The 19789-nt window shown below is 65.0% G+C and carries 20 protein-coding genes, 1 tRNA gene and 2 pseudogenes; 13 read left to right on the plus strand and 10 right to left on the minus strand.

The genetic code is table 11. From position 1 onward, the window contains the following. Positions 1-169 precede the first annotated feature (169 nt). Positions 170-1342 (minus strand): citrate synthase, encoded by a 1173-nt coding sequence (locus ACOOF5_RS04415; protein WP_420437020.1) that lies wholly within the window; start codon positions 1340-1342, stop codon positions 170-172. 130 nt (positions 1343-1472) lie between these two features. Here ACOOF5_RS04415 and ACOOF5_RS04420 point away from each other — a divergent pair. After that, positions 1473-2591 (plus strand): annotated as a pseudogene (locus ACOOF5_RS04420) (citrate/2-methylcitrate synthase). Positions 2592-2883: 292 nt separating this feature from the next. On the opposite strand, the gene ACOOF5_RS04425 reads toward ACOOF5_RS04420, so the two are convergent. Then, positions 2884-3243 (minus strand): nucleotidyltransferase domain-containing protein, encoded by a 360-nt coding sequence (locus tag ACOOF5_RS04425; protein WP_420437022.1) that lies wholly within the window; start codon positions 3241-3243, stop codon positions 2884-2886. Positions 3244-3454: 211 nt separating this feature from the next. Between ACOOF5_RS04425 and ACOOF5_RS04430 the strand changes: the two genes are divergently transcribed. Then, a complete protein-coding gene (locus ACOOF5_RS04430; RefSeq protein WP_420440887.1) occupies positions 3455-3730 on the plus strand; it encodes a DUF1971 domain-containing protein in 276 nt (91 codons plus the stop codon). Positions 3731-4222: 492 nt separating this feature from the next. Here the strand turns inward: ACOOF5_RS04430 and ACOOF5_RS04435 are convergent, their stop codons facing one another. From ACOOF5_RS04435 to ACOOF5_RS04445, 3 genes are all read right to left on the minus strand, one after another. After that, positions 4223-4459 (minus strand): hypothetical protein, encoded by a 237-nt coding sequence (locus tag ACOOF5_RS04435; protein WP_420437024.1) that lies wholly within the window; start codon positions 4457-4459, stop codon positions 4223-4225. Positions 4460-4587: 128 nt separating this feature from the next. After that, complete coding sequence (locus tag ACOOF5_RS04440) at positions 4588-5013, minus strand: SRPBCC family protein (RefSeq protein WP_420437026.1); 426 nt, start codon at positions 5011-5013, stop codon at positions 4588-4590. A 76-nt stretch (positions 5014-5089) separates the two neighbouring features. Further along, positions 5090-5350 carry a hypothetical protein gene (locus ACOOF5_RS04445; RefSeq protein ID WP_420437028.1) on the minus strand — a complete coding sequence of 87 codons (261 nt, stop codon included), beginning with the start codon at positions 5348-5350 and terminating at the stop codon, positions 5090-5092. A 288-nt stretch (positions 5351-5638) separates the two neighbouring features. Between ACOOF5_RS04445 and ACOOF5_RS04450 the strand changes: the two genes are divergently transcribed. Further along, the gene (locus tag ACOOF5_RS04450) at positions 5639-6226 is read left to right on the plus strand and encodes an RDD family protein (RefSeq protein ID WP_420437030.1); all 588 of its coding nucleotides are present in this window, start codon (positions 5639-5641) and stop codon (positions 6224-6226) included. An 88-nt stretch (positions 6227-6314) separates the two neighbouring features. Here the strand turns inward: ACOOF5_RS04450 and ACOOF5_RS04455 are convergent, their stop codons facing one another. Beyond that, positions 6315-6701 carry an HNH endonuclease gene (locus ACOOF5_RS04455; protein ID WP_420437032.1) on the minus strand — a complete coding sequence of 129 codons (387 nt, stop codon included), beginning with the start codon at positions 6699-6701 and terminating at the stop codon, positions 6315-6317. A 438-nt stretch (positions 6702-7139) separates the two neighbouring features. Between ACOOF5_RS04455 and ACOOF5_RS04460 the strand changes: the two genes are divergently transcribed. Continuing rightward, the gene (locus ACOOF5_RS04460; RefSeq protein WP_420441015.1) at positions 7140-7319 is read left to right on the plus strand and encodes a hypothetical protein; all 180 of its coding nucleotides are present in this window, start codon (positions 7140-7142) and stop codon (positions 7317-7319) included. Continuing rightward, positions 7319-7723 carry a type II toxin-antitoxin system VapC family toxin gene (locus ACOOF5_RS04465; protein ID WP_420440889.1) on the plus strand — a complete coding sequence of 135 codons (405 nt, stop codon included), beginning with the start codon at positions 7319-7321 and terminating at the stop codon, positions 7721-7723. Before ACOOF5_RS04460 ends, ACOOF5_RS04465 begins: the two co-directional genes overlap by 1 nt. A 329-nt stretch (positions 7724-8052) precedes the next feature. Here the strand turns inward: ACOOF5_RS04465 and ACOOF5_RS04470 are convergent, their stop codons facing one another. After that, positions 8053-8271, minus strand: coding sequence for a type II toxin-antitoxin system HicB family antitoxin (locus tag ACOOF5_RS04470; RefSeq protein ID WP_420437034.1), 219 nt, complete (start codon positions 8269-8271; stop codon positions 8053-8055). A gap of 283 nt (positions 8272-8554) precedes the next feature. Here ACOOF5_RS04470 and ACOOF5_RS04475 point away from each other — a divergent pair, with 283 nt between their 5' ends. The 4 genes from ACOOF5_RS04475 (at position 8555) to ACOOF5_RS04490 (ending at position 12759) form a co-directional block, all read left to right on the plus strand. Beyond that, positions 8555-9199, plus strand: a complete 645-nt coding sequence (locus ACOOF5_RS04475) for a type II toxin-antitoxin system antitoxin SocA domain-containing protein (protein WP_420437036.1) — start codon at positions 8555-8557, stop codon at positions 9197-9199. Between the two features lie 2 nt (positions 9200-9201). Then, the gene (locus tag ACOOF5_RS04480; protein WP_420437038.1) at positions 9202-9588 is read left to right on the plus strand and encodes a type II toxin-antitoxin system PemK/MazF family toxin; all 387 of its coding nucleotides are present in this window, start codon (positions 9202-9204) and stop codon (positions 9586-9588) included. A 329-nt stretch (positions 9589-9917) separates the two neighbouring features. Further along, entirely contained in the window at positions 9918-11534 is a 1617-nt protein-coding gene (locus ACOOF5_RS04485; RefSeq protein WP_420437040.1) for an ATP-binding protein, read from the plus strand. Between the two features lie 79 nt (positions 11535-11613). Then, positions 11614-12759: a metallophosphoesterase gene (locus ACOOF5_RS04490; RefSeq protein WP_420440891.1), complete on the plus strand. Its 1146-nt coding sequence runs from the start codon at positions 11614-11616 to the stop codon at positions 12757-12759. 122 nt (positions 12760-12881) lie between these two features. Here ACOOF5_RS04490 and ACOOF5_RS04495 read toward each other — a convergent pair whose 3' ends face one another. Both ACOOF5_RS04495 and ACOOF5_RS04500 read right to left on the minus strand, forming a co-directional pair. Beyond that, entirely contained in the window at positions 12882-15317 is a 2436-nt protein-coding gene (locus ACOOF5_RS04495; RefSeq protein WP_420437042.1) for an ABC transporter permease, read from the minus strand. Positions 15318-15326: 9 nt separating this feature from the next. Beyond that, positions 15327-17378, minus strand: coding sequence for a cytochrome P450 (locus ACOOF5_RS04500; RefSeq protein ID WP_420437044.1), 2052 nt, complete (start codon positions 17376-17378; stop codon positions 15327-15329). A gap of 198 nt (positions 17379-17576) precedes the next feature. Here ACOOF5_RS04500 and ACOOF5_RS04505 point away from each other — a divergent pair, with 198 nt between their 5' ends. The 4 genes from ACOOF5_RS04505 (at position 17577) to ACOOF5_RS04520 (ending at position 19500) form a co-directional block, all read left to right on the plus strand. Beyond that, entirely contained in the window at positions 17577-17705 is a 129-nt protein-coding gene (locus tag ACOOF5_RS04505) for a hypothetical protein (protein ID WP_420437046.1), read from the plus strand. 84 nt (positions 17706-17789) lie between these two features. Continuing rightward, a tRNA-Arg gene (locus ACOOF5_RS04510) sits at positions 17790-17862 on the plus strand. A gap of 92 nt (positions 17863-17954) precedes the next feature. Further along, positions 17955-18989 carry a TIGR03617 family F420-dependent LLM class oxidoreductase gene (locus ACOOF5_RS04515; protein WP_420437048.1) on the plus strand — a complete coding sequence of 345 codons (1035 nt, stop codon included), beginning with the start codon at positions 17955-17957 and terminating at the stop codon, positions 18987-18989. A 151-nt stretch (positions 18990-19140) separates the two neighbouring features. Next, entirely contained in the window at positions 19141-19500 is a 360-nt protein-coding gene (locus ACOOF5_RS04520) for a hypothetical protein (protein WP_420441017.1), read from the plus strand. Between the two features lie 87 nt (positions 19501-19587). Here ACOOF5_RS04520 and ACOOF5_RS04525 read toward each other — a convergent pair. Then, positions 19588-19770, minus strand: a pseudogene (locus ACOOF5_RS04525) (hypothetical protein); the annotation flags it as partial. Between the last annotated feature and the right edge of the window lie 19 nt (positions 19771-19789).

Here is a 19789-nt window from a genome sequence, read left to right on the forward strand (position 1 = left end):
CCGAGTCTCGTGGGTCTTCGGTCGTGTCGTAGTACGTCATGGCACCTGACTAGCCGGTGAGGCCGCTTGCGCGGAACTGAATTTCCGGCCAGGAGACAATCGCCGCTGTCGGCGGCTCGGCTGCGCCACTTCACGGAGCTACCCAGTTGCATGTTCGCCGTAGTGCGGCTCAGTCGCCGACGTAACGGGCTCGGAAGCGGAAGCGGAGGGGCTCTTCGCCGTATTCCTCGAGGGCGTGAGCGACCCAGCCGACGGTTCGGGCGATGGCGAAGATGGCTTCGCCGGCTTCGGGCGTCATATCGGCCAGGAATGTCATGGCGCCGAGTGCGAAGTCGACGGTGGCGACGCCCTCGGTTCGGTCGGCTGCGAGGTTGTGCACCTCCAGCACGGTTCCGAGCCGGTCGTCTGTCGGCCAGGCACCGGTCAGGGCTTCCATCAGTGCCCCAAACCGGGCATCGCGTCGCTTGAGCGTGACGTGCCCGAAGCCCGGCGTGAAGCTCAGCGTTCGCTGCGCGTCGCCGAGGGCACGGGCCGGATCGCCGCTGCGCGCCGCCTCGGCAAGAAGCAGATGGACGGGAGCGCTCGCTGCACCGTGCAATCGCCCGCCGAGCACGCCGAGACCGGCCGTGATGACCGAGTAGGGATCGGCGCGAACCGAAGCCGCTACTCGGGCGCCGAGCGTGGAACTTGCCATGCCGTGCTCGGCCAAGAGCACCAGCGCCCGGTTCAACGCCGACCGGCGCCGCTGGCTGGCCTGGCGGCGTGACAGGCGGCACCACAATGCATCTACGATGCGGTCGCCCTGCGGCCTGCAGCGACGCGGCAGCGAGCGGACCATCGCGCACACGGCTCGACGGCCCGCCGTGCGGACCGAGGTCGGCGTGAGATCGTCACGCAGTGGGTCTGCTGCAGAGGCCAGCGCCACGCCGATCTGGAGCCGGTCCATGAGCGGCGCTTGCTTCGGGACTCGGGCGAGCACATCGTCATGAATCTCGTCGGGATCGGTGACCGGCGGCCAGATCTCCCCAGGGCCGGCTTGCCACACCCGGTCGGCAGCATCTTCAAACGTCGACAGCGCTGCCTCGGCCACGAGATCCCGGCCGCGTACCCACACGCCTTCATCGCTCGGCCGTGCGATCCGTGTTGACACGAGCGTGGCAAATTCACCCTCGGGCCGTTGCCGCCGGCGGAGTCGGTCGATTTCCGCTGGATCGAAGCGCGACCTGCGGCCGTCCGCATCCAGCGCCCGGTGCAGCAGTCCCCTGCTGACATAGGCGTAGAGGGTTTCGCGCTTGACACCGAGGCGGACAGCCGCTTGCTCGGTCGTCAGCCAGTCGTCCATGCGCTTGGTTCGCCCTTTCTTGGTTGCTGGATTCCGTCGGCTGCTATCGGCGCTCGCTCAGTGTGAACCAAAGCAACGTTGATATTGATCAACGTTGTCAATATACCTTCGCGCACTTACGCTCGCCGACATGAGCACCAATGCCTTCCCCGCAGGATCTGTTGCCCCACCCGGGCTGAAGGGCCTGATCGTGGCCGAGACGTCCGTCGGCACCGTCCGAGGCGACGAAGGCTGGTACCACTACCGAGGCCGCGACGCCACCGAACTCGCTCGGTCAGTCTCCTTCGAGGCACTTGCCTGCCTGCTGGTCGACGGAGTGCTGCCTGAAGACGGAGCCCTGGCCGGATTCACCGCCGAGCTAGCTGCGTTCCGGGAGCTGAACGCGGATGCACTCGACCTAGTCGTGAAGCTGTCGCGAACGGATCTCGACCCGCTGGCTGTACTGGCCAGCGTGCTGCCGCTGGTGGTCGACGGGCGCCCGACCATCGACCTGACCCGCGACGAACGCCGCCTGGCGGTGCTGCAAGCCGTCGGCGCTGCACCGACCGTGCTCGGCACGGTCAACCGCATCCGCTCAGGCGGCGAGCCGATCGCTCCCGAACGAGGCTTGCCATACGCAGCGCACTACCTGAGATCGACGCTGGGCGACAATCCGCCGACGACCCACGCGAGAGCCGTCGAGACCTACCTCGGCCTCACCGCCGAGCACGGGTTCAACGCCTCGGCGTTCACCGCCCGGGTCGTCACCAGCACCGGTGCGTCGGTGGCAAGCGCATTCGTCGCAGCGCTCGGTGCGCTGGCAGGCCCGCTCCACGGCGGTGCCCCGAGCCGGGTGCTCGACATGCTCGACGCAATCGACGACCCGGCAGCGGCTCGTGGGTGGGCAGCGGCCGAGTTCGACGCCGGCCGCAAGCTCATGGGGTTCGGGCATGCCGTGTACTAGGCGGCAGACCCGCGCTCGGAAACGCTGAAGCACGTAGCACTCGATTTCGGCGGCGAACTCGTGGAGCGTGCGGTGGCGATCGAAGCAGAGTTGCTGGCATTCCTGGCCGACCGCAAACCCGACGCCGTCATTGTCACCAACGTGGAGTACTACGCCGCGGTGGTGCTGCACCTGGCCGGACTGCCCCAGGAGGCGTTCACCTCAACGTTCACGGCGAGCCGGGTCGTCGGTTGGGGCGCTCACATTCTCGAGCAGGCCGCCAACAACAAGATCATCCGACCAAGCGCTCGCTACATAGCCGCCTGACGGCGCGCCTTCGAATCTTCGACGTGCGCACTCCGGGGGAACATCGGGGCGAGAGCGTCCGCGACCGATGTCTTGCCAGCGCCCGGGACGCCCGTCAGCAGGATGATGCGTGGCTGCTCAGTGTCCATTCGATGTCCATTCGGGAGAATCTGGGTTGCCGCGACGGTTTTCGCATCTCGTGACGGTCGGACTTTGCTAGCCCAAGCCGGCAGCCACGGCGTCGGCGAACTCTTGAGCCTTGCGGGCGTATGCACGCACTTGAGCGGCTGACACTGGTCTTGTCCGAGGCGACTTAGGCATTGATCAGGTCCTGGAGCCGGTCGAGAGACGCACCGAAGACGCTTACGCCGTCACGAGAGATTTCGTCCCACACCGGCCCACCGTCCGCCAGCTTCTCGACGGCTGCGGTCAGCCCGACCTCGATGACCTCGATGTCGTTCCCCGCGATCGCTCCGGCGTTGCGGCGCCACCGGTCGATCCCTTCAATCCATGCGTCGTCGTCGGGGTCCACCTCGTCGGGGCGCACCACGACGACATCGATGTCGCTCGTCCGGTCAGCCTCGCGGCGAGCGAACGAGCCGAAGACGATGATGCGGCTCCGGCAGCGCCCGTTGGCGGCAGTTCCGCCAGTCGACAGCACGATGGCGGGCAACGCCGTTGGTTACGTTGTTTGCCGTGACGCCGGGCTACGGACGCGTGCTCCTCAAGCTGCTGTGGAAGTACCCGCAGTTCCGCAGACGCGGCGGATCGAACGGTGGCGGGAGCGGCCGGTCGTGTGACCATTCGCTGACAAACTCGATGTGGCTGCGGTTCATGAGCGCTTGGTCGCGTAGTTTCGACTCATCACGCCAGACAGTCCGAGGATTCCCGCTGGAGCCACGCCGGCTCGCCGAACACCCACGTTCGACGCCGCCACTGTCCCCCCGGCGCTGACCACGTCCCATGTGACCTCGACATGGGCCGAACTCGTCGTACTCGACGGCTCGGTGCTGTTCGTCGATGACTCGCCGCGGCGAGTCCGCGCAGCGGCGGGAGAACGCGTTCCGATCATTCCCGGCGTCAGCCATCACATCGAACCCGCGCACGACGCCGCGTTCTACGTGCAGTTCTACGAACGCACGCCCGAATCCCCCGATTGAGCCGAGGCAGCAGCGGACGCCTTGGCCGGATGCGGTCGTCAGGCCTCTTCGATCATGGCTTTGAGGAGCCTGATCTGGTCACCGGCAACTGGTCTGGCGGCAATCAGGCCTGCCGTGTACGCAGTGCGACTCCGAGAGCGGCGGCGATGTGCAGGAGATCTCGCTCATCGCTCGTGACGACAATGTCCCCCCGAGCACATGCCCCAACCACAACTGCGGCATCGACGACGTCACTGGTGCCGGCCAGAGCACATGCGCTGCGCGCAGAACGATCTACCGCCTCAGAGAGGGTCTCGATCCGGCATCCCGACAGCAATCTCGACATCTGTGGCTGCGGGCCGCCGCGCCAACCCTGGGCCAATACGACCGCGGGCACCGTCGGCGTCAGGCCTTCGGAGAGCACCCCTGATGCAAGGCCCACACCCGCCGATCGTTGCGTTCGGCAGCAATCAACGCGCCGGTGTCGTACTTGTATCCGGGCACTTCTCTGACTCATGCCCGCATGTCGGCAGCGATCACCTGATCAGCCCAGGCCAGCTCCTCGACGCTGAGCTCGCCGTGCTCCGCTTCCCACTCACGCACGGCCGCAAGCCCGTCCTCGATACGGATCGCCCGCTCCGCAGCAGCGTTGAGCCACGCAGACAAGCTCACCCCGTGCGACGCAGCAGCGCTGGCCGCACGTTCGGCGACCGATTCGTCCAAGGAGACCGACAGCTTCTTCACCGCCACGAACGTAACGGTAGCCCTGCACTTCGATCCAACCGATTTCGGCCTGACGCCAGCGCGGCGACGAGAATCTCTTCGCGTTCCATCAGCACGAACGCGGGCGGCGGCGACGACTTGGCCAGATGCGGTGGTCAGCCCTGTTCGATCATGGCCTTGAGGAGCCTGAGCTGTTTGCCATCGGACGCTCGGATGGCGATGCGCAGCAAGGGCGACATCGCACGCCACAGCACGCCCGTGCTCTGGCAGTCCGCGGTCAGCATGACTCGTGAGGTGCCGTCGCCGTGCTCGTGGACCTCGTAGGTGCAGTCCGCGGTCACGCCGCCCTGAACTGAACGCAGCATTATCGACTGTCCGGCGACGCATCGCACGATGGTGCTGGAGCGATCCTTGCCACGAGCACGGAACGTCAACTGGGTGCCCTCTGCGGTCTCCCCGTCGGCGGTGAATTTGCCGATCCCAGGCATCCAACGGTGAGCGTTGGGCCAGTCGGTGAGAGCGGCCCACACGTGGGGAACCGGCTGACCAATGATCTCCTCGACAGAGAATGCGTGCGCCACGACGTGTCTCCTTGACAGCCCATTGTGCCCTTGAGCACCTCGGTGCCCTCGATCTGGGCGACGGGAGCCAGAGGGCTCAGCCTGATCGCTCGGCGATGGTCTCGGGGGTGCGGCTGCCGCCGGCGGCCCATGTCTGACTGTCGGCACACATCCAACCGATCAGCTCCAGGAGTTGAGCGTGATCACGCGCAAGATCGCGGCGGAAGATCGGCTCGCGATGAGCGATCCGGTTGCGGAGCAAGTGCAGCCTTTCCATCCGGTGCTCAACATCGGCACGGATGCGGCGTGGGTCACCTTGGGCTGGGTGGTGCGGGAACGCCGATGCGAGGGCCGGCACGTCAGTAGAGTGCCTCGTCAAAGCCCCGGAACCGTCCCTGCTTCGGCAAACGGCCGGGGTTACGTCTTTTGAGGATTCGACATGTCGGGCACCGCCAGGCGGGTACCCTCCGCTGCGAGCTCGATGCAAGCTCCGGTGGCACCGTAGAGCCAGACTTCGGGTGGACGGGCACGGTTTTTCGGGGACGTGGCAGTCACCCATCGCCCGACCGGGACTCGGCACCGACGCCAGCTCGCCGCAGCCCGACCGCCAGCATTCCTGGGCGAACCGAGGAGTACTGCCACTGAGATGCGGACACCTTCCCGCCACGGTCCGCGTCAACCTGAGATCACACTCCGCTCGGGTCGCGATGTGGCGCTCGCCACGTTCAAGGAACGGGTCGCGGCACGCGGAATCGACTTGATACTCGCCGGTCTTGTGCTGGTGCTCGCAACTGCGCTGATGGGATGCCTCGCGTACGCCCGGCTCATCATGGAAGACGAACGTGAGCCCTATGGGTGGCTGCTCACGCCGCTGGTCATCGTGTTCACCGCGCTGTTCTTGACCGCTGCGTATGAGACTTGGGCGACAACCGCCACTGGACAGACACGAGGAAAGCGCCTGAAGGGACTGGAGGTCGTGCGTCTACAGGACGGACACAAGCCGGGCGTCGCTGCGTCATTCGTCCGCGCTGCGCTGCCACTGTCAGTCAGTGTGTGCGGAATGGTGTTCATCTGGGGAGCCAACCCCCCGATAGCGACACTCGTCGCAATTGCCCTGTACTGCCTCACCTATCTCTCGGCCATCTGGGATCGACACGGACGCGCCTGGCACGACAGGACTTCCCAAACCCTCGTCGTCAGTCGCGTGCCGATCGATCACCGACACCGTCAGTAGCGGCCGAATCGCTCTCAGCGCCTGACAGCAGTGATCACCCTGCGGCGACGAGGACCGCTCACGGTCGTCGTCATCACCCTGCACGCTGTCAATGTGGGCGACCAGACATGGTGCCGGATGATCTAACACGGTGTGGATTACTCACTGGTGGCGCCGTGAGCTTCGGCTGGTTGCCGCGCTTGCGCTGTTGCCGGCGAGATCTCGACTTGGGTGCGTTCTTGGCCTTCGCCCGCGCTTGATTCTCGCGGCGTGTCTTGCGGGTGTGGCAGTCGCGGCACAGCAGCTGCAAGTTGTCGTCGGCATCGGTGCCGCCGTCGCCCAAGGGCTTGATGTGGTCGAGCTCCAAGTCCTCCAAGCGCCACTTCTTCTTCGGCTTCAAGCAGTGACGGTTGTTGCACTTGCCGTTCTGGATGTAGTGCACGTCTTCTCTGAGCCGCTGCTTCGAAGGACCGCTCAGTGTGCGCCGCGTGGCCATACTCCGAACCTACGCAGTCGGTGTTGCAAGCAGTCGCGCAGAGGGATGCCGAATTCGTGCCTCAGGACAGACCCGGTTTCTCGGCGCTTTGTCACAGTCACACACGACACGAAGGGCCCCGACTGCATGTGAGCCTGCCGAGGCTGCTGCCGTCAGCGCTGACCTCGCCGCGAGCGCCGAGAACAACTCAGACCTCTATGAAGACCAGGCACTCGATCTCGCCGTCGAGGAAGTTCGGCGGGTCCGCAAAGCTCGCCGCACGCGCTGACCCACACCGATGCGAGTTGTGGTGGATGCCAATGTGTTCGTGTCTTTCGTCATCACGAAGGGCTCGCCGCACCGCATTCTCCAATGACAGGGACCCGTTGATCGGTCCCATTTGATTCGAACCAAGGACCCGACCGCACGGCAGTACGCCTGCGGTGTGGCCTGCCGCCTATGACCGAGCATTTCCTCGAGAGCGGCCCGGGCACTGGTGCTCTCGCTCAACCCGAGATTCGCCGCGGCGATCTTGGACCGCACCAGGACGGTCGAGGTGCGGCCGGTCGCAGCGGTCGTTCAGACATCTCCGAACGCATCGAGGAGATCCTGGCAAGCGAGGTCCCAGCATCGCGCTGATCGTCGATGCTGGGCCGCTCTACGCCTACATCGACGCAGACGATCGACATCACGCGTCCAGCTTGAATCTGCTCTCGCAGCATCCGGGACCGCTCATTGTGCCGACCCTGGTGGTCACCCAAGTCGCGAACCTCGTCGGTACGCGACTGGGTTCTCGGGCCGAAGTACGGTTCTTGGGCGACTTCGCTTCTGGCGACCTGTTCGTGGAGCCCGTGGCAGCGAGTGATTGGCTGCGCATCGCCGAACTGGTTCACACCTACGCCGATCTGCCATTGGGTACGGTCGATGCCTCCGTCATTGCCGCTGCAGAGCGCTTGGGCGCGAAGGCCGTGGCCACCATCGACCGCCGCCACTTCGGCGTGGTCCGGCCTCTGCACTGCGAACGGCTCGAGATCCTGCCCTGACCCGTCGCCTTCCGTCGGCGCGAAACGGGATGCCACCGACCAAATCGGCGTGCGGCGGGAACGTCGTAAATCAACTCTCGCGGGCTACCACGACAGTGCTAGAACGACTGAACCCCGGAAGCCGCTGGAGAAGCGACCCCTCGGGGTTGTTGGACGTCACGATATGTGAACCATCGGATCGACGGCAACGCACCTGGCGTGCGGAATGGGAAGCCGGTCCGCTTGAAGTCGGCGCAGGGCCTAATGCTCAGGTTCCCCTGCGCAAGCGGTGAGTTCCGCGCCTCCCGTTGACTGTCGCCGTAGCCACAAGGGTGCGGCGCATCTGACCGCTAGGCCAGCGACCCGGCCTCGCCCTGCTCCTGCACATGTACGTCGATCGCACCCACATCGGCGGGATCGACATCGAGCATCATGGCAATCGCCTCGCGGATGTTCGCGAGCATCTCATCGGGGGTGGCGGCGGTGCTGATGCATCCCGGAACGTCGGGTGCGTAGGCGCCGTAGTTCTTCGGGGTCTGCTCAATAACGACTGCGTACGTCAGCTTCATCGCGAACTCCGGCGGAAGCCGGCCCGTCTCAAGACATTGAGCCACGTACCCCTCGGCACCTCGTTCCGAAGCTAGCCGGGGTCGTGGCCGTGCCCGGCTTGCATGGATCGCGAACCGGCGTGGCAGCAGGCCCGAACTGCTGACCCCAACATCATGACTGTCACACCCCTTCACGAGCATGTCAGCCGTGTCGAGAGTCAACTACGGAGAACCGGGGGTTGCGATGATGCCGAATGTGCTGGCTTGTCTAGGCCCGTCATCAGGAGGTGAATATGCTGGACGTGTGGCTCGTGTGCGCACCGATGTGCCTCGCGCATCGGAGGCGATGAAGGCGCTGTTGGGGCTGGCAGAAGCTCGGGGCTTGTGGATGACGCGCACCAAGTCCGCCAAGCTGCTGTATCTGGCCGATCTGCGTTCGGTCGAGAGTGACGGCGTCACGGGCTCAGGTGTGGTGTGGCAATGGCGGCACTACGGACCGTTCTCAGACGATCTCTACAGCGTCGAAGAACGGCTGGCGGCGAGCGGCGACATCACCGTCGAAGAGACCAACAACTACTTCGGCAGTCCCGAGTACCGCTTGCGAGCCGCCGCCGCGACGACGAGCCTCGACGAGGCAAACCGTTTTCTGCTTCACCTCGAAGACGTGCTCTCCGAGCATGGCGGCCTCAGCCCTACCGAGCTCAAGGACCTCACCTACGAGACCGAGCCGATGCGCGAAGCCCAAGCGGACGGCGAGCGCAACGTAATCCTCGACTTGGGGGACACTGCCCCCATCCCGGGCGCGTCAGCGACCCTGCACCGCTTCCAGCGCATGCTCGACAATTACGTCGACGACGAAGAGCCGGCACCGCCCGGTTGCCGTCCGGAAATCTTGAATCCGCTGCGGGCAAACCGAGCACGAGCGAACCAGATCCTGCTCGACGACTAGCAGTGGACCGGCCTGTCACCGGCGGCATCTATCTGGTCGCGGACGAACTGATCTCGCTGGACGACGGCAAGCATCGGAGTGTGCACGACTCGCGCCGGCCGTTTCTCGTACTCAGCACAGCCGATTACAACGACCGGGAAAACTGGCGTGTCGTGCTCGGATGTCCGATCTCGAAATCCACGAGATTCCGCACCGAACTCTGCGTGAAGCTCGCCGCCGGCGACGGCAACATGCCCGAGAAATGCTGGGTTCGGGTGCCGGCGCTTCAGGCCATACCCAAGTCGGATCTCCAAGACCTGACCGGCAGCGTCCCGCGGCCCAAGCTGGACGAAGTCCAGATGAGAGTGCTGCAATACCTAGGGCTCATCGACGAGGACTCGCCCTTCTAATTCTGCCCTCACATCAGCCGCGATGCGGTCGTCGATCTCAGCGGGGAACGTGGCGTAGTAATCGGCCGCGAGATCGATCAGCTCGGGCGCAAGGCCCGTTTCCTCGGCGACAGCGCTGATCTGGTCGCCGTCGGCGCCACGGCGCCGCCACTCCCAGCTGGCAACCCCGCATCCGCATCGGCGAAGACTTGGCGGTGGTGCGCGAATGCATCGTCGACGGACATCTCAGGCGAAGGATGCAGCAATATCCTTTCCACAAAAGTTTCCGCAACGTTTTCAATTGTGCATAACATTTCCGCAATGTGCACAAAACCGTTAGCATGAGTACTGTGAACGCTGAGACGGCCGGCACCCATTCTGCGTCGGCAGAACTCCAAGCGGAACTTGACGCGGCAGTACCGCTGCTTCGGGCTGCCGCTACCGATCACGAGTCGGTCGAAGTCAAATCCGCGGCGGGCGGCTTCCCTGAGAGCGTGCTGAAGTCCATATCAGCGTTTTCCAACGGTCGAGGCGGCCTGCTTGTCTTCGGACTGAGCGATACGGACTTCCTGCCGGTGCCGATCAACCCTGCCCAGCTCGCTGCCGACCTTGCTTCGGCATGCTCGGATGATCTCGAGCCCAAGATCCGGCCGACTATCGGCATCTGCCATGTCGAAGGCCAACCTGTCATTGCGGCTCGCATCCTGCCTCTGGGGCACCAATATCGACCCTGTCACGTCCGAGCCGAAGGTATGAACCACGGTTCGTACACACGGGTTCACGACGGCAACCGACGCCTGACGGACTACGAGATTCACCTGATGATCTCGGGCCGCGGCCAGCCGACCGACGATGCCGCGCCGATCGACGATGCACGGTTGGAGCACCTGAACAACGCTCTGGTGGACGACCTGCTGAGACGGCTTCGCCAGCGCCGCGGCGAAATTTTCACCGAAGCGGCCGACCACGAAGTGCTGCACATGCTCGGTGTGCTGAGTGAACAACGGCCCGACTCGCCAGTCACGCTCGCGGGCTTGCTGGCGCTTGGCCGCTATCCGCAGCAGTTCGTGCCTCAGTTGGCCGCTTCGTTCGTCGTGCTGCCGAGAGCCGACGGTTCGCCCCTCGCCGACGGAACGCGGTTCATCGACAATCAGCCGCTCGACGGGCCGATACCAGCGATCGTGGCGCAGGCCGTCTCGGCGATGCAGCGCAACATGCGACGGCGCACAGTCGTGGAAGGCGCCGGCCGACAGGACGTCTGGGACTACCCGACGGAGGCCATCCGCGAGATAGTCGCCAATGCGCTCATGCACCGCGACTACCACCCGACGGCGCACGGCACCCAAGTGCGCATTTCGCTGTACCCGGACCGATTCGAGGTTGCCAGCCCCGGCGGACTGCACGGTGTGCACGCCGGGCACAGCGACGTGGCGCAGCTCATCGGCTCAAGCATCAACAGCACCCGCAATGCGCTACTCGCACGACTGCTGGAAGATGTCGTCATTCCGGGAACCGGCAGGCCCGTCTGCGAGAACCGAGGTTCGGGATTGCGTGCGGCGGTTCAAGCCCTTGACCGGATGGGGATGGGACCGCCCGAACTGGACGATCGGGTACGCGAACTCGTTGTAACGGTACGAGATCAGCACTTCCGCATCGGTGTCTCGGCAATTGGCGGCTCCGACCGCATTCGGAGCGCCTTCGACCATGATCCATGGGCACGCACTTCAGGGGCAGATGTCGGGCATCAGGCTCCCTCGCGCGATCTCTACAACGGCACTCCGGACCAAATGATTCGACTGCTCGAGGCGGGACCGCGCAGCAGCGCCGATCTCGCAGCAGCGCTTGGCACATCGAAACAGACAGTGCTGAACTGGCTGCGCCGACTCAGGGCCGACGGCATAGTGATGCCCACGCATGCTGAGCCTCGAACCCGCGGCAACAAGTGGATGCTGGCACCGCAGCCGTAGAGCAGAACGCCATCGATGCGCGCAGGCTGATCGGTGGCGTACATCCGTGGCACCCTGCTGACTCGGGGTCGTGTGGTCGATGTTGCTGAACTACTACTGCGTTGCAGTCGCTGTGCTGGTGGGGGCCGTGTCGGGGTTCTTGGCGGTGCGGTGGCTGCGTGGGGGCCTAGGCGGCGGACGGATGCTCGCGCGGGCCGCGGGCGTGGGATTCGGCGGCACAGTGTTGTTCGGCGTCGGGGGGCTGGCAATCACCGGCGTGGACGGGTTCACGCTGATCCATGTCGCCTATGTCGTGGGGACCGTCGGGGTGCCGCTGGCCGGCGGCATGGTGCTGCTGTGGGCCCGGCCGCGGCCTGGGGCTGTCACCGCCGCCTGCGTACTCGCTTTGGCCGCCGCGCCGGTCGGCGTCTATGCAACCCATGTGGAGCCCTTCTGGCTGAAGGTGGACGCCGTGGAGCTTGCGGTCGAAGGCGTCAATGAGCCGATCCGCATCGGCGTGCTGGCTGACCTGCAGACCACCGCCATCGGCGACTACGAGCGCAATGCGACCGAACGCCTGCTCGGCTTCGGGCCCGACATCGTCGTGCTGCCCGGCGACCTGTACCAGTTCGATGCCGAATTGCTCGACGAGCGGGCACCGCAGTTCACACAACTGATCGAGCGGATCGTCGACGAGGTGCCGCTCGTGTACCTGGTGAGCGGCAACACCGACACCGTGGCGGGTCTGCGGCAGATCACCGCCGGCACCGGCGCGCGAGTGCTCGACAACGAGATCGACACGTTCGAGCTCAACGGCGTCTCGGTGAGCATCGGCGGCACGACGCTGTTCGGCGACGACGCGGCGGCCCGGCGGATGGCGCAGCAACTCGTCAGCGACGAACAGGCCGCAGGCGGTCAAGCAGGCGACTCGCAGGCCGGCGTGCGGATCCTGCTCGGACACAAGCCCGACGCCATCGAGCTGGTGCGAACGATGCCCGTCCATCTATTGGTGGCCGGCCACACCCACGGCGGACAGGTCTCACTGCCGATCTTCGGACCGCCGCTGACGCTGTCGAACGTGCCCAGACATATCGCCGCAGGCGGACTGAACGAGCTGGACGGGACACCGATCTATGTGTCGACGGGCGTGGGCCGCGAGCGCGGCAACGCCCCGCAGCTCCGACTCGGCGCCCGCCCCTCGATCGGGATCATCGACCTCGTGAGCGACGGCAGCGCGCTCGAGTGACTTCGGGGAACTCTGGTGGGCTCCTGCGGATACCACCGTGACTATCGCTGCGTGTCCCAGATACCCGCAATTGCAGGTGACATGGCGTTCGGGTGCGCGGTGCGCACACGGCCAGACGATTCTTACTCCATGACTCGCAGCGCGCCCGGTATGAACATCTGCTTCAGCTTGCGAATCGAGAATGCGGGGGCCAATGCGACTGCGACGAGCGCGAGGGTGAGATACAGCGCCATCTCGACAGGGCTGATCGACACGAATGGCCCGATCTCAGGAATGGCTGTCGGCATCAGCTGCAGGACCATCCACAGCAGCAGCGCGTACCCGAAGAGGACGCCGAGCAGGACCGCAATCGCGCAGAGCAGCAGACCTTCGACTGAGAGGTTCGCGACCACCCGTCGCACGGGTACGCCGTAGGCGAACATCGTTGCATGGTCGCGAGCCCGCTCGTCCACGTTGATGTTGGCGGTATTGAACGCAATGAGCAGCAGAAGCAAGATGACGAACACGCGGGCCGCGATAAAGAGACCTGCCGACTGATCGAGCGAGTCCTCGATCGACTTGAACGATTCGCCCAGGCCCTGCACACGAGAGACTCCGGTACCGGTGCCAAAGAGCGACCGTTTGACGTCGTTCAGGCTGCTGCCTTCCGCCGGCACGCCGGTGATGACGTTGACGAGGTCGCCGAACCCCCACATCGACGCCTGCGAGAGGTCCATGTAGGCGTTGTGCCGCAGCGGATGCGGATGGATCGCAGTGACAGGCAGCGTGGTTGTGATGTAGGTGAACGCCCCGTCAACCAGTGCGGGATGGGTGACGGACACCTCATCGCCGGCGCTCACGCCGAAGTCGCTCGCGGCCTTGTCGGCAAGCACGATGCCCGGCGCTCCTTGAGACAGCGATCCCTGCGACGCGCTCGGCGTCCACACTTTGCTGCCGAAATCCACGAAGCGAACCACGAGATCGAGTCGGACGGCCTCGTCGGGATCTGTGACAGGCGAGTCGGCGGTGACGCTCGCCCCAAGGACGAGTGCGGGCTCGCCGAGACGCACCGTCGGGTCGGCGAGCGCATCCGTCACTTGTGGCGAATCGACTGAGTAGAGGGAGTCGAAATAAATCATGAAGCGCTCGGGCTCGTCGCCGAGCAGCTCTTCATTGCCTCGATCAAAGGTTGCTGCGAAGGAACTGCTGAACCCCACCATGGCGAACAGAATCGCCACGCTCAACGAGAACGTCAGCAGGGTCATGAACGTCCGCCGAGGCGCACGCAGCAGGTTGCGGAAGGGCATGCGCGCGAGGCTGCTGCCAGGCAGAGGCACGCGGCTGATAATCGGGGAGAGAACGCCGCCCCGAGATGCCAGGTGACCGGACCGAATCGCCTCGACGGGTCGGACTCGGACGGCGCGAAGAACTGGCCAGGACACCGCGACGAGCGGCAACGCCAAGCCGATCGCGGCGGCCTGGGCGTAGACGCCCAGCCTGAATGATTGTTCGAAGACCGGGTAGGTGAAGTTCGCTTCGGCGACCGCCACCGCTTGGCCGGACAGCAAGAAACCCAAGGCGGTGCCCAGGACGACTCCGAGGACGCCTATCTGCAAGCCCACCGTCATCGGTCGGATCGCAATCGAGCGAGGCTTTTCGCCGATCGCCATGGACATGCCGATCTCGCGCCGCTGGGCCTCCACCATGCGCGAGGAGAAATTCATCGCGGCGAAGCCGGCGCCAAGGATGAGCAGCAGGGCGATGACGAGGTTGAGGTCCCGGTCGATCTCGGGCGCATTGACCAATCCGACATACGACGGTGTCTCGCCACGGGTGATCACCTCCAGTGAGGCCATGGCATCGACCAGCTGTTCCCGCACTGCCTCGACGTCGGCACCCGGTGTCAGCGTCACGACCAGGTCGTTGACCGCGCCTGTGCGGCCCAGGAGGTCCTGCGCGGTAGAAAGAGGTGCGAAGAGCACGGCGAAGTTGGACTGGCCGAGCGAACCGCCTCCCTCGACGATCAAGAAGTACTCCGGCGACGTGGCGTGGCCGACGTATTCGACGCCGGTGTCGCCCCCGACGATCAATGTGCCGCTTTGCGGCAGGTTGTGGTTGCGGGCGAACTTCGACTCGACCAGGACACGAGGCCCGCCCGTTCCCGAGGAGGGCAAGGCCTCTCCCGCGACGGCTTCGACGCGGTTGACGCGTGGTCCCCCGGGGGATTCCTCGACACCGACGATGCGACCGTGCACGAGCAGCTCTTCGCCGTCCACGGTGGTCTCGACCTGGGTGTCGAGCACGAGACGCTCGCTGAACTCGTCGATGCCCTCGATGGCTCCGGCGATCCGCGCGAGAGAGCCCGCCGGTACGTCTTCGCCCCCGCCGACCGTCGCCCGCAGGTCGTACATATTGGTGAGATTCAGGCTCTTGTCGGTCGCGTCGACTCGCCAGTCGATAGCGCTGGCCGGTCCCGCGTAGCTGCCTATGCCGATAGCGAGAGTGAATGCGATGCCGACGATCTGGATCCAGCGCCCGCGTCCTTCCCGCAGGGACCATCGCATACGAAGAAGCGACATGCTCGACTGCTACCGGGCGGTTCGGGACAAGGGCGCTTCGCCGTCTCGAGGCGACACATCGCCGACTCGGCGCAGACGCTTCACCTGCATCCGGCATTTGGAACTGGGACGCAGGTGCGGATACTGAGTGACTTTCACGCTGCGGTCGCTGGCCGGAAATCGATCCAGCTCGGCGCCGTGCAACAGCGTGGCCATGCTCAGCGTCATCAGGTCCATGGAGAGATCCCTGCCGAGACAGGAGTGCGAGCCCACTCCGAAAGCTGTGAACGCCCCCTCCACATGGGACTCACTTCGAGGCGGCAGGTGCCGTTCGGGCGCGAACGTGTCGGCGTCGCGGTAGTAATCGGGGTCGTAGTGAACCGCAGCTGTGGCGAGCCACACCTCCGAACCGGCGGGCACCCAGTGGCCTTCGAACTCGAAGGACTCGCGCGCCGTTCGAAGCAGGATCGGCGTGGTTCCGTGCAGACGGATCACCTCAGTGATCAGCGCCCTCGTCACTGCCAGCCGCTCAAGGCCCTCAGCTTCGAGTGCTCCTGATGTGAACGCTTCATCTGCTTCGGCTCGGCATTGCTGGGCGTAACGCGGATTCCCGAGCACATGAAGCATCGATATCCCCATCGCACACGCCATCTGATCCAACGACTGCATAATCGGCGCCACGACCGCCCACATGAGGTCCCATTCGGTTATCAGCTCAGGGTGACGGCGGTGCAGCTCTAGAGCTTCATCAACAACATTGCGAGGGCACCCGGTACGAAGTTGCGAATTGTGCTCACTTATTATTCCGCGGAAGAGCTGCTGAACTTTGGGACGCACTCGTCGCAGCCGGCGTTCGACCAAGAACTTTGGCCGATCACGACGCATAGCGATAATGACTGCGTCATTCCAATACTTGAGATGATCGACGTGCTCCGCAAACGAGTTCCCAAAAAGCAACATCCCGGTCTGCTGAATGAACAGTTCCTGCATCGCTGAATACACCGAGACAGATGTCGTCGCGTGCCAGGAACTCAGCACATTCCGGGCGATTGCGACCATCTCCGGTACATGCTCTCTGACGTTCGCTGACACGAGCATTGCGTGGACGCTGCGACGGAGCTTGATGTGATCATGTCCGTTCGAAGCAAGGAGCGCGCGGCGGGACCCGATAGCGCGGCTCATCGGAGCGAACGCCTCGTCGGTACGGAAACACCTCTCGGAGTGCTGCCGTGCGAATTCGTTCGCCTTCTTGCCGCCCATGACGACAATGCGCCTGCCGGGCAGCCGGATCCGGAATATCGGCCCGAATCTGCGGTACTGATCGGCGAGATAGGGCTGTATCTCGCCCGTCATTTGCAGCGCATTGCCCAAGAGTGGCAGCCCTGGAACGTCGGGGATCGGCTTGCATGACACCGGATCCGGCGCTCGCAGCGCGCTGTCAGCAGCGACGAGGCGCTCAACCGCTTGGCAGAGCCGATGCGACGTTCCCAGCTGCGAGATGGTGCGCCGTGCCTGCTCTCTTTGGGGAGGGCCAAGGATGCATTCGAACACGCCGCAGGCTTCGGCAAGCTGGATCAGCGTGACATCACGCGTCCCGGGCGACTCTCCGAGCAGCAGCGTCCGCATCACCCGAGTGCGGGCTTCTTCGGGACCATGCTCCAGTGCGGGACACGGATAGCGGCCGGTGAGCTCGACACTGGGTGCGAGGAAGAATAAATCGCCCGGCACCCGTTCCACGATCCCGTATTCGACCAAGTCGCTCAGACTCGCATCGGCGATCCGGGAACCGAATTCGACGCCGATGTGACGCACCCACCACTCCGCAGAGTGTGGCTGCTCGGCAGCACAAATGCGATCCAAGACCGTGTCCGCAACTTCATTGCCGATCGGTCGATCATCGATGACTTGAAGCGGATCGGACTCGGGATCGATCCGATTTCGGCGGGCCAGCTCGAGAAGGACGCCCGCGGCGAACCCGAAATCTTCGGCTTGCCCCGGCAGAGTCCTCACGCGTCCGCAGTCGTTGTCCAGCAGCACCACGCAAAGTTCGTGAAGAATGCAGTTATGCATGGGCCTCGCCACGAGGCGAGACTAGTGGCCTCTGCCTGCGTCGGCGATCCAACGCCGCGCATCGCGAGGCGCCCCCGAACGTCGAGGAGTGTGCTGAGCAAGTGGCTTGCGGTGAGCCCGTCTTGGGTCGTGGCGTTGCTGCTATTGGGTGCTGTGGTGTCGGCGCGGCCGTGTCCGCGCTGTGGGGGGCTTGGTGGGTACGCACGCGGGGTGCCGCGCTCCGGCGACGGCCCAGCAGGTGCCGTTGTGGTGGAGTTCGAAGCCGCCGACCCTGCGGGCAACACCGACCACGACAAGACAGAAAACCACAACATTCAGCCTGCGCGAAACCCAGGGTGAATAACGAGCGCGGCGGCGCGCGGATGCCGGCGGCGAACGAGGCAGACTTCGAGTAGCAATCCCGTCGGGATATTCGCCGGATTTGCCCTCGTAGCTCAGGGGATAGAGCGTCGGTTTCCTAAACCGTGCGTCGCAGGTTCGAATCCTGCCGAGGGCGCTGATAGGGCGGGCACGGCATCAGCAGGCACGCTTGGCAGCGGCGACGGTGCGGTTGCAGCATGATGACTCGCTGGAAGACGGGAGCGCCCCATGCATGTCAGCGCGACATTGCCCCAGCACAACCTGCGAGCCGTGCCCGACGAGGTGCGGCGGATCGAGGCCGACGGCTACAACAGCGTCGTCACGATGGAAAACCGGCATGAGCCGTTCATCCCCCTCGGCATCGCAGCGGTGCACAGCGAGCGGGTGAAGCTCGCCACCAGCGTGGCGATCAGCTTCCCCCGCAGCCCGATGGTGACCGCGTCGACTGCGTGGGACCTCCAAGCGGCTTCGAACGGGCGCTTCGTGCTGGGCATCGGCAGCCAGGTGAAGGGCCACAACGAGCGACGGTTCAGCGTGCCGTGGTCGGCGCCGGCGCCCCGCATGGCCGAGTACGTGCAGGCGATCCGGGCCATCTGGCACACCTGGTCCACCGGCGAGCAGCTCAGCTACGAGGGCGAGCACTACCGCTTCTCGCTGATGACGCCGAATTTCACGCCCGAGCCGCTCGACGGGCCGACCCCGCCGATCATGATCGCTGCGGTCGGCCCGGCCATGCTGCGCGTCGCCGGGCAGTACTGCGACGGGGTGCGCCTGCACGGCTTCTGCACGCCGGACTACCTGCGGGAACATGTGATGCCCCAGCTGCAGGCCGGGCTCGACCGGGCCGGGCGCAGCCGCAGCGACTTCTGGGTGACCGGCGGCGGGTTCATCTGCACCGGCCCCGACGACGAGGCCGTGGAGCGCATGGTGGAGTGGGTCCGTTACCGGATCGGCTTCTACGGCAGCACCCGGGCGTACTGGCCGGTGCTCGAACAGCATGACCTCGGGGACCTCGGCGAGAAGCTCAACCATCTTTCACGCAACGACGGCTGGGGCCAGATGGCCGCCTGCGTCGACGACGACGTGGTGCGGCTGTTTGCTGCAGTTGGTCGCCATGACCAGATCGCCGGCGCCATTGCCGAGCACTTCGACGGCCTGGTCGACGAGGTGAACGCCAGCGTCTCCATGGACATCGGCGCCGACCTGCCGCCCGACGTGATCGAGGACATCGGGGCCGTTCCCACCGCTGGGCAGCCGGCCTGACGAAACGCACGGGCCGCGAGGCTCGCCAGCCCTGCGGCGCTGACGCATGCAGGCCAGACGCTGTGGCCATCGGCAAGCCCCGACATCAGCTTGCGACGTCGGCTAGCAAAGAGAACTCGCACAGCATTGACGAACCCAAAGAGGATGCACCATGCCTGACGACACCGAAGCGATTGTGGAAGTACGGGACTACACCATCGAGCCCGAGTGGTTCGACGCCTACCGCCAATGGGCCACCGATCATGCAGCGCCGTGGCTGCGGGCCAACCTGGACGTGATCGATTTCTGGGTCGACGACGGCCATGAGCCCGAGGTAGCGGGATCAGACCCGCAGGTGTCCCCGCACGGCCAGCCAAACGTGTGCTGGATCATTCGCTGGGACAGCCGGCAAGCCCGCGAGGAGGGCTTCCGTTCGAAGCTCGGCGGTGCCGAGTGGCAGGAGATCTGGGCCAAGCACCCGAACACGAACGCCTACCTCCACCTCAACGTGCGCTTCATGACAGCTGCCTGAGCTAAAACTCGCGCAGCACCGATCAGGTCGGTCACCTTGAGGTCGCTGACTGCCGCCATGTGGATGATCGTGTAGAGCATCCCGAGCGGCATGCACCCGCATCCCGCCGGGCCGATAGTTCTCGTAGCACTTGTGGGCCGTGACCGCGAGCGCCTTCACCCCCGCGACGTCGTTCGGCCGACCGGGGATGTGCACCTCGCCCGCCGACAGCATCGTGGTGGTGCCTCCATGGACATAGCTCTCGAGGTAGCCGACCGTGTTCTGCAGCGGCGGGCGCAAGAGGTGCGCG

Source organism: Candidatus Poriferisodalis sp. (assembly GCF_965214215.1).
Taxonomy (GTDB): domain Bacteria; phylum Actinomycetota; class Acidimicrobiia; order Acidimicrobiales; family Poriferisodalaceae; genus Poriferisodalis.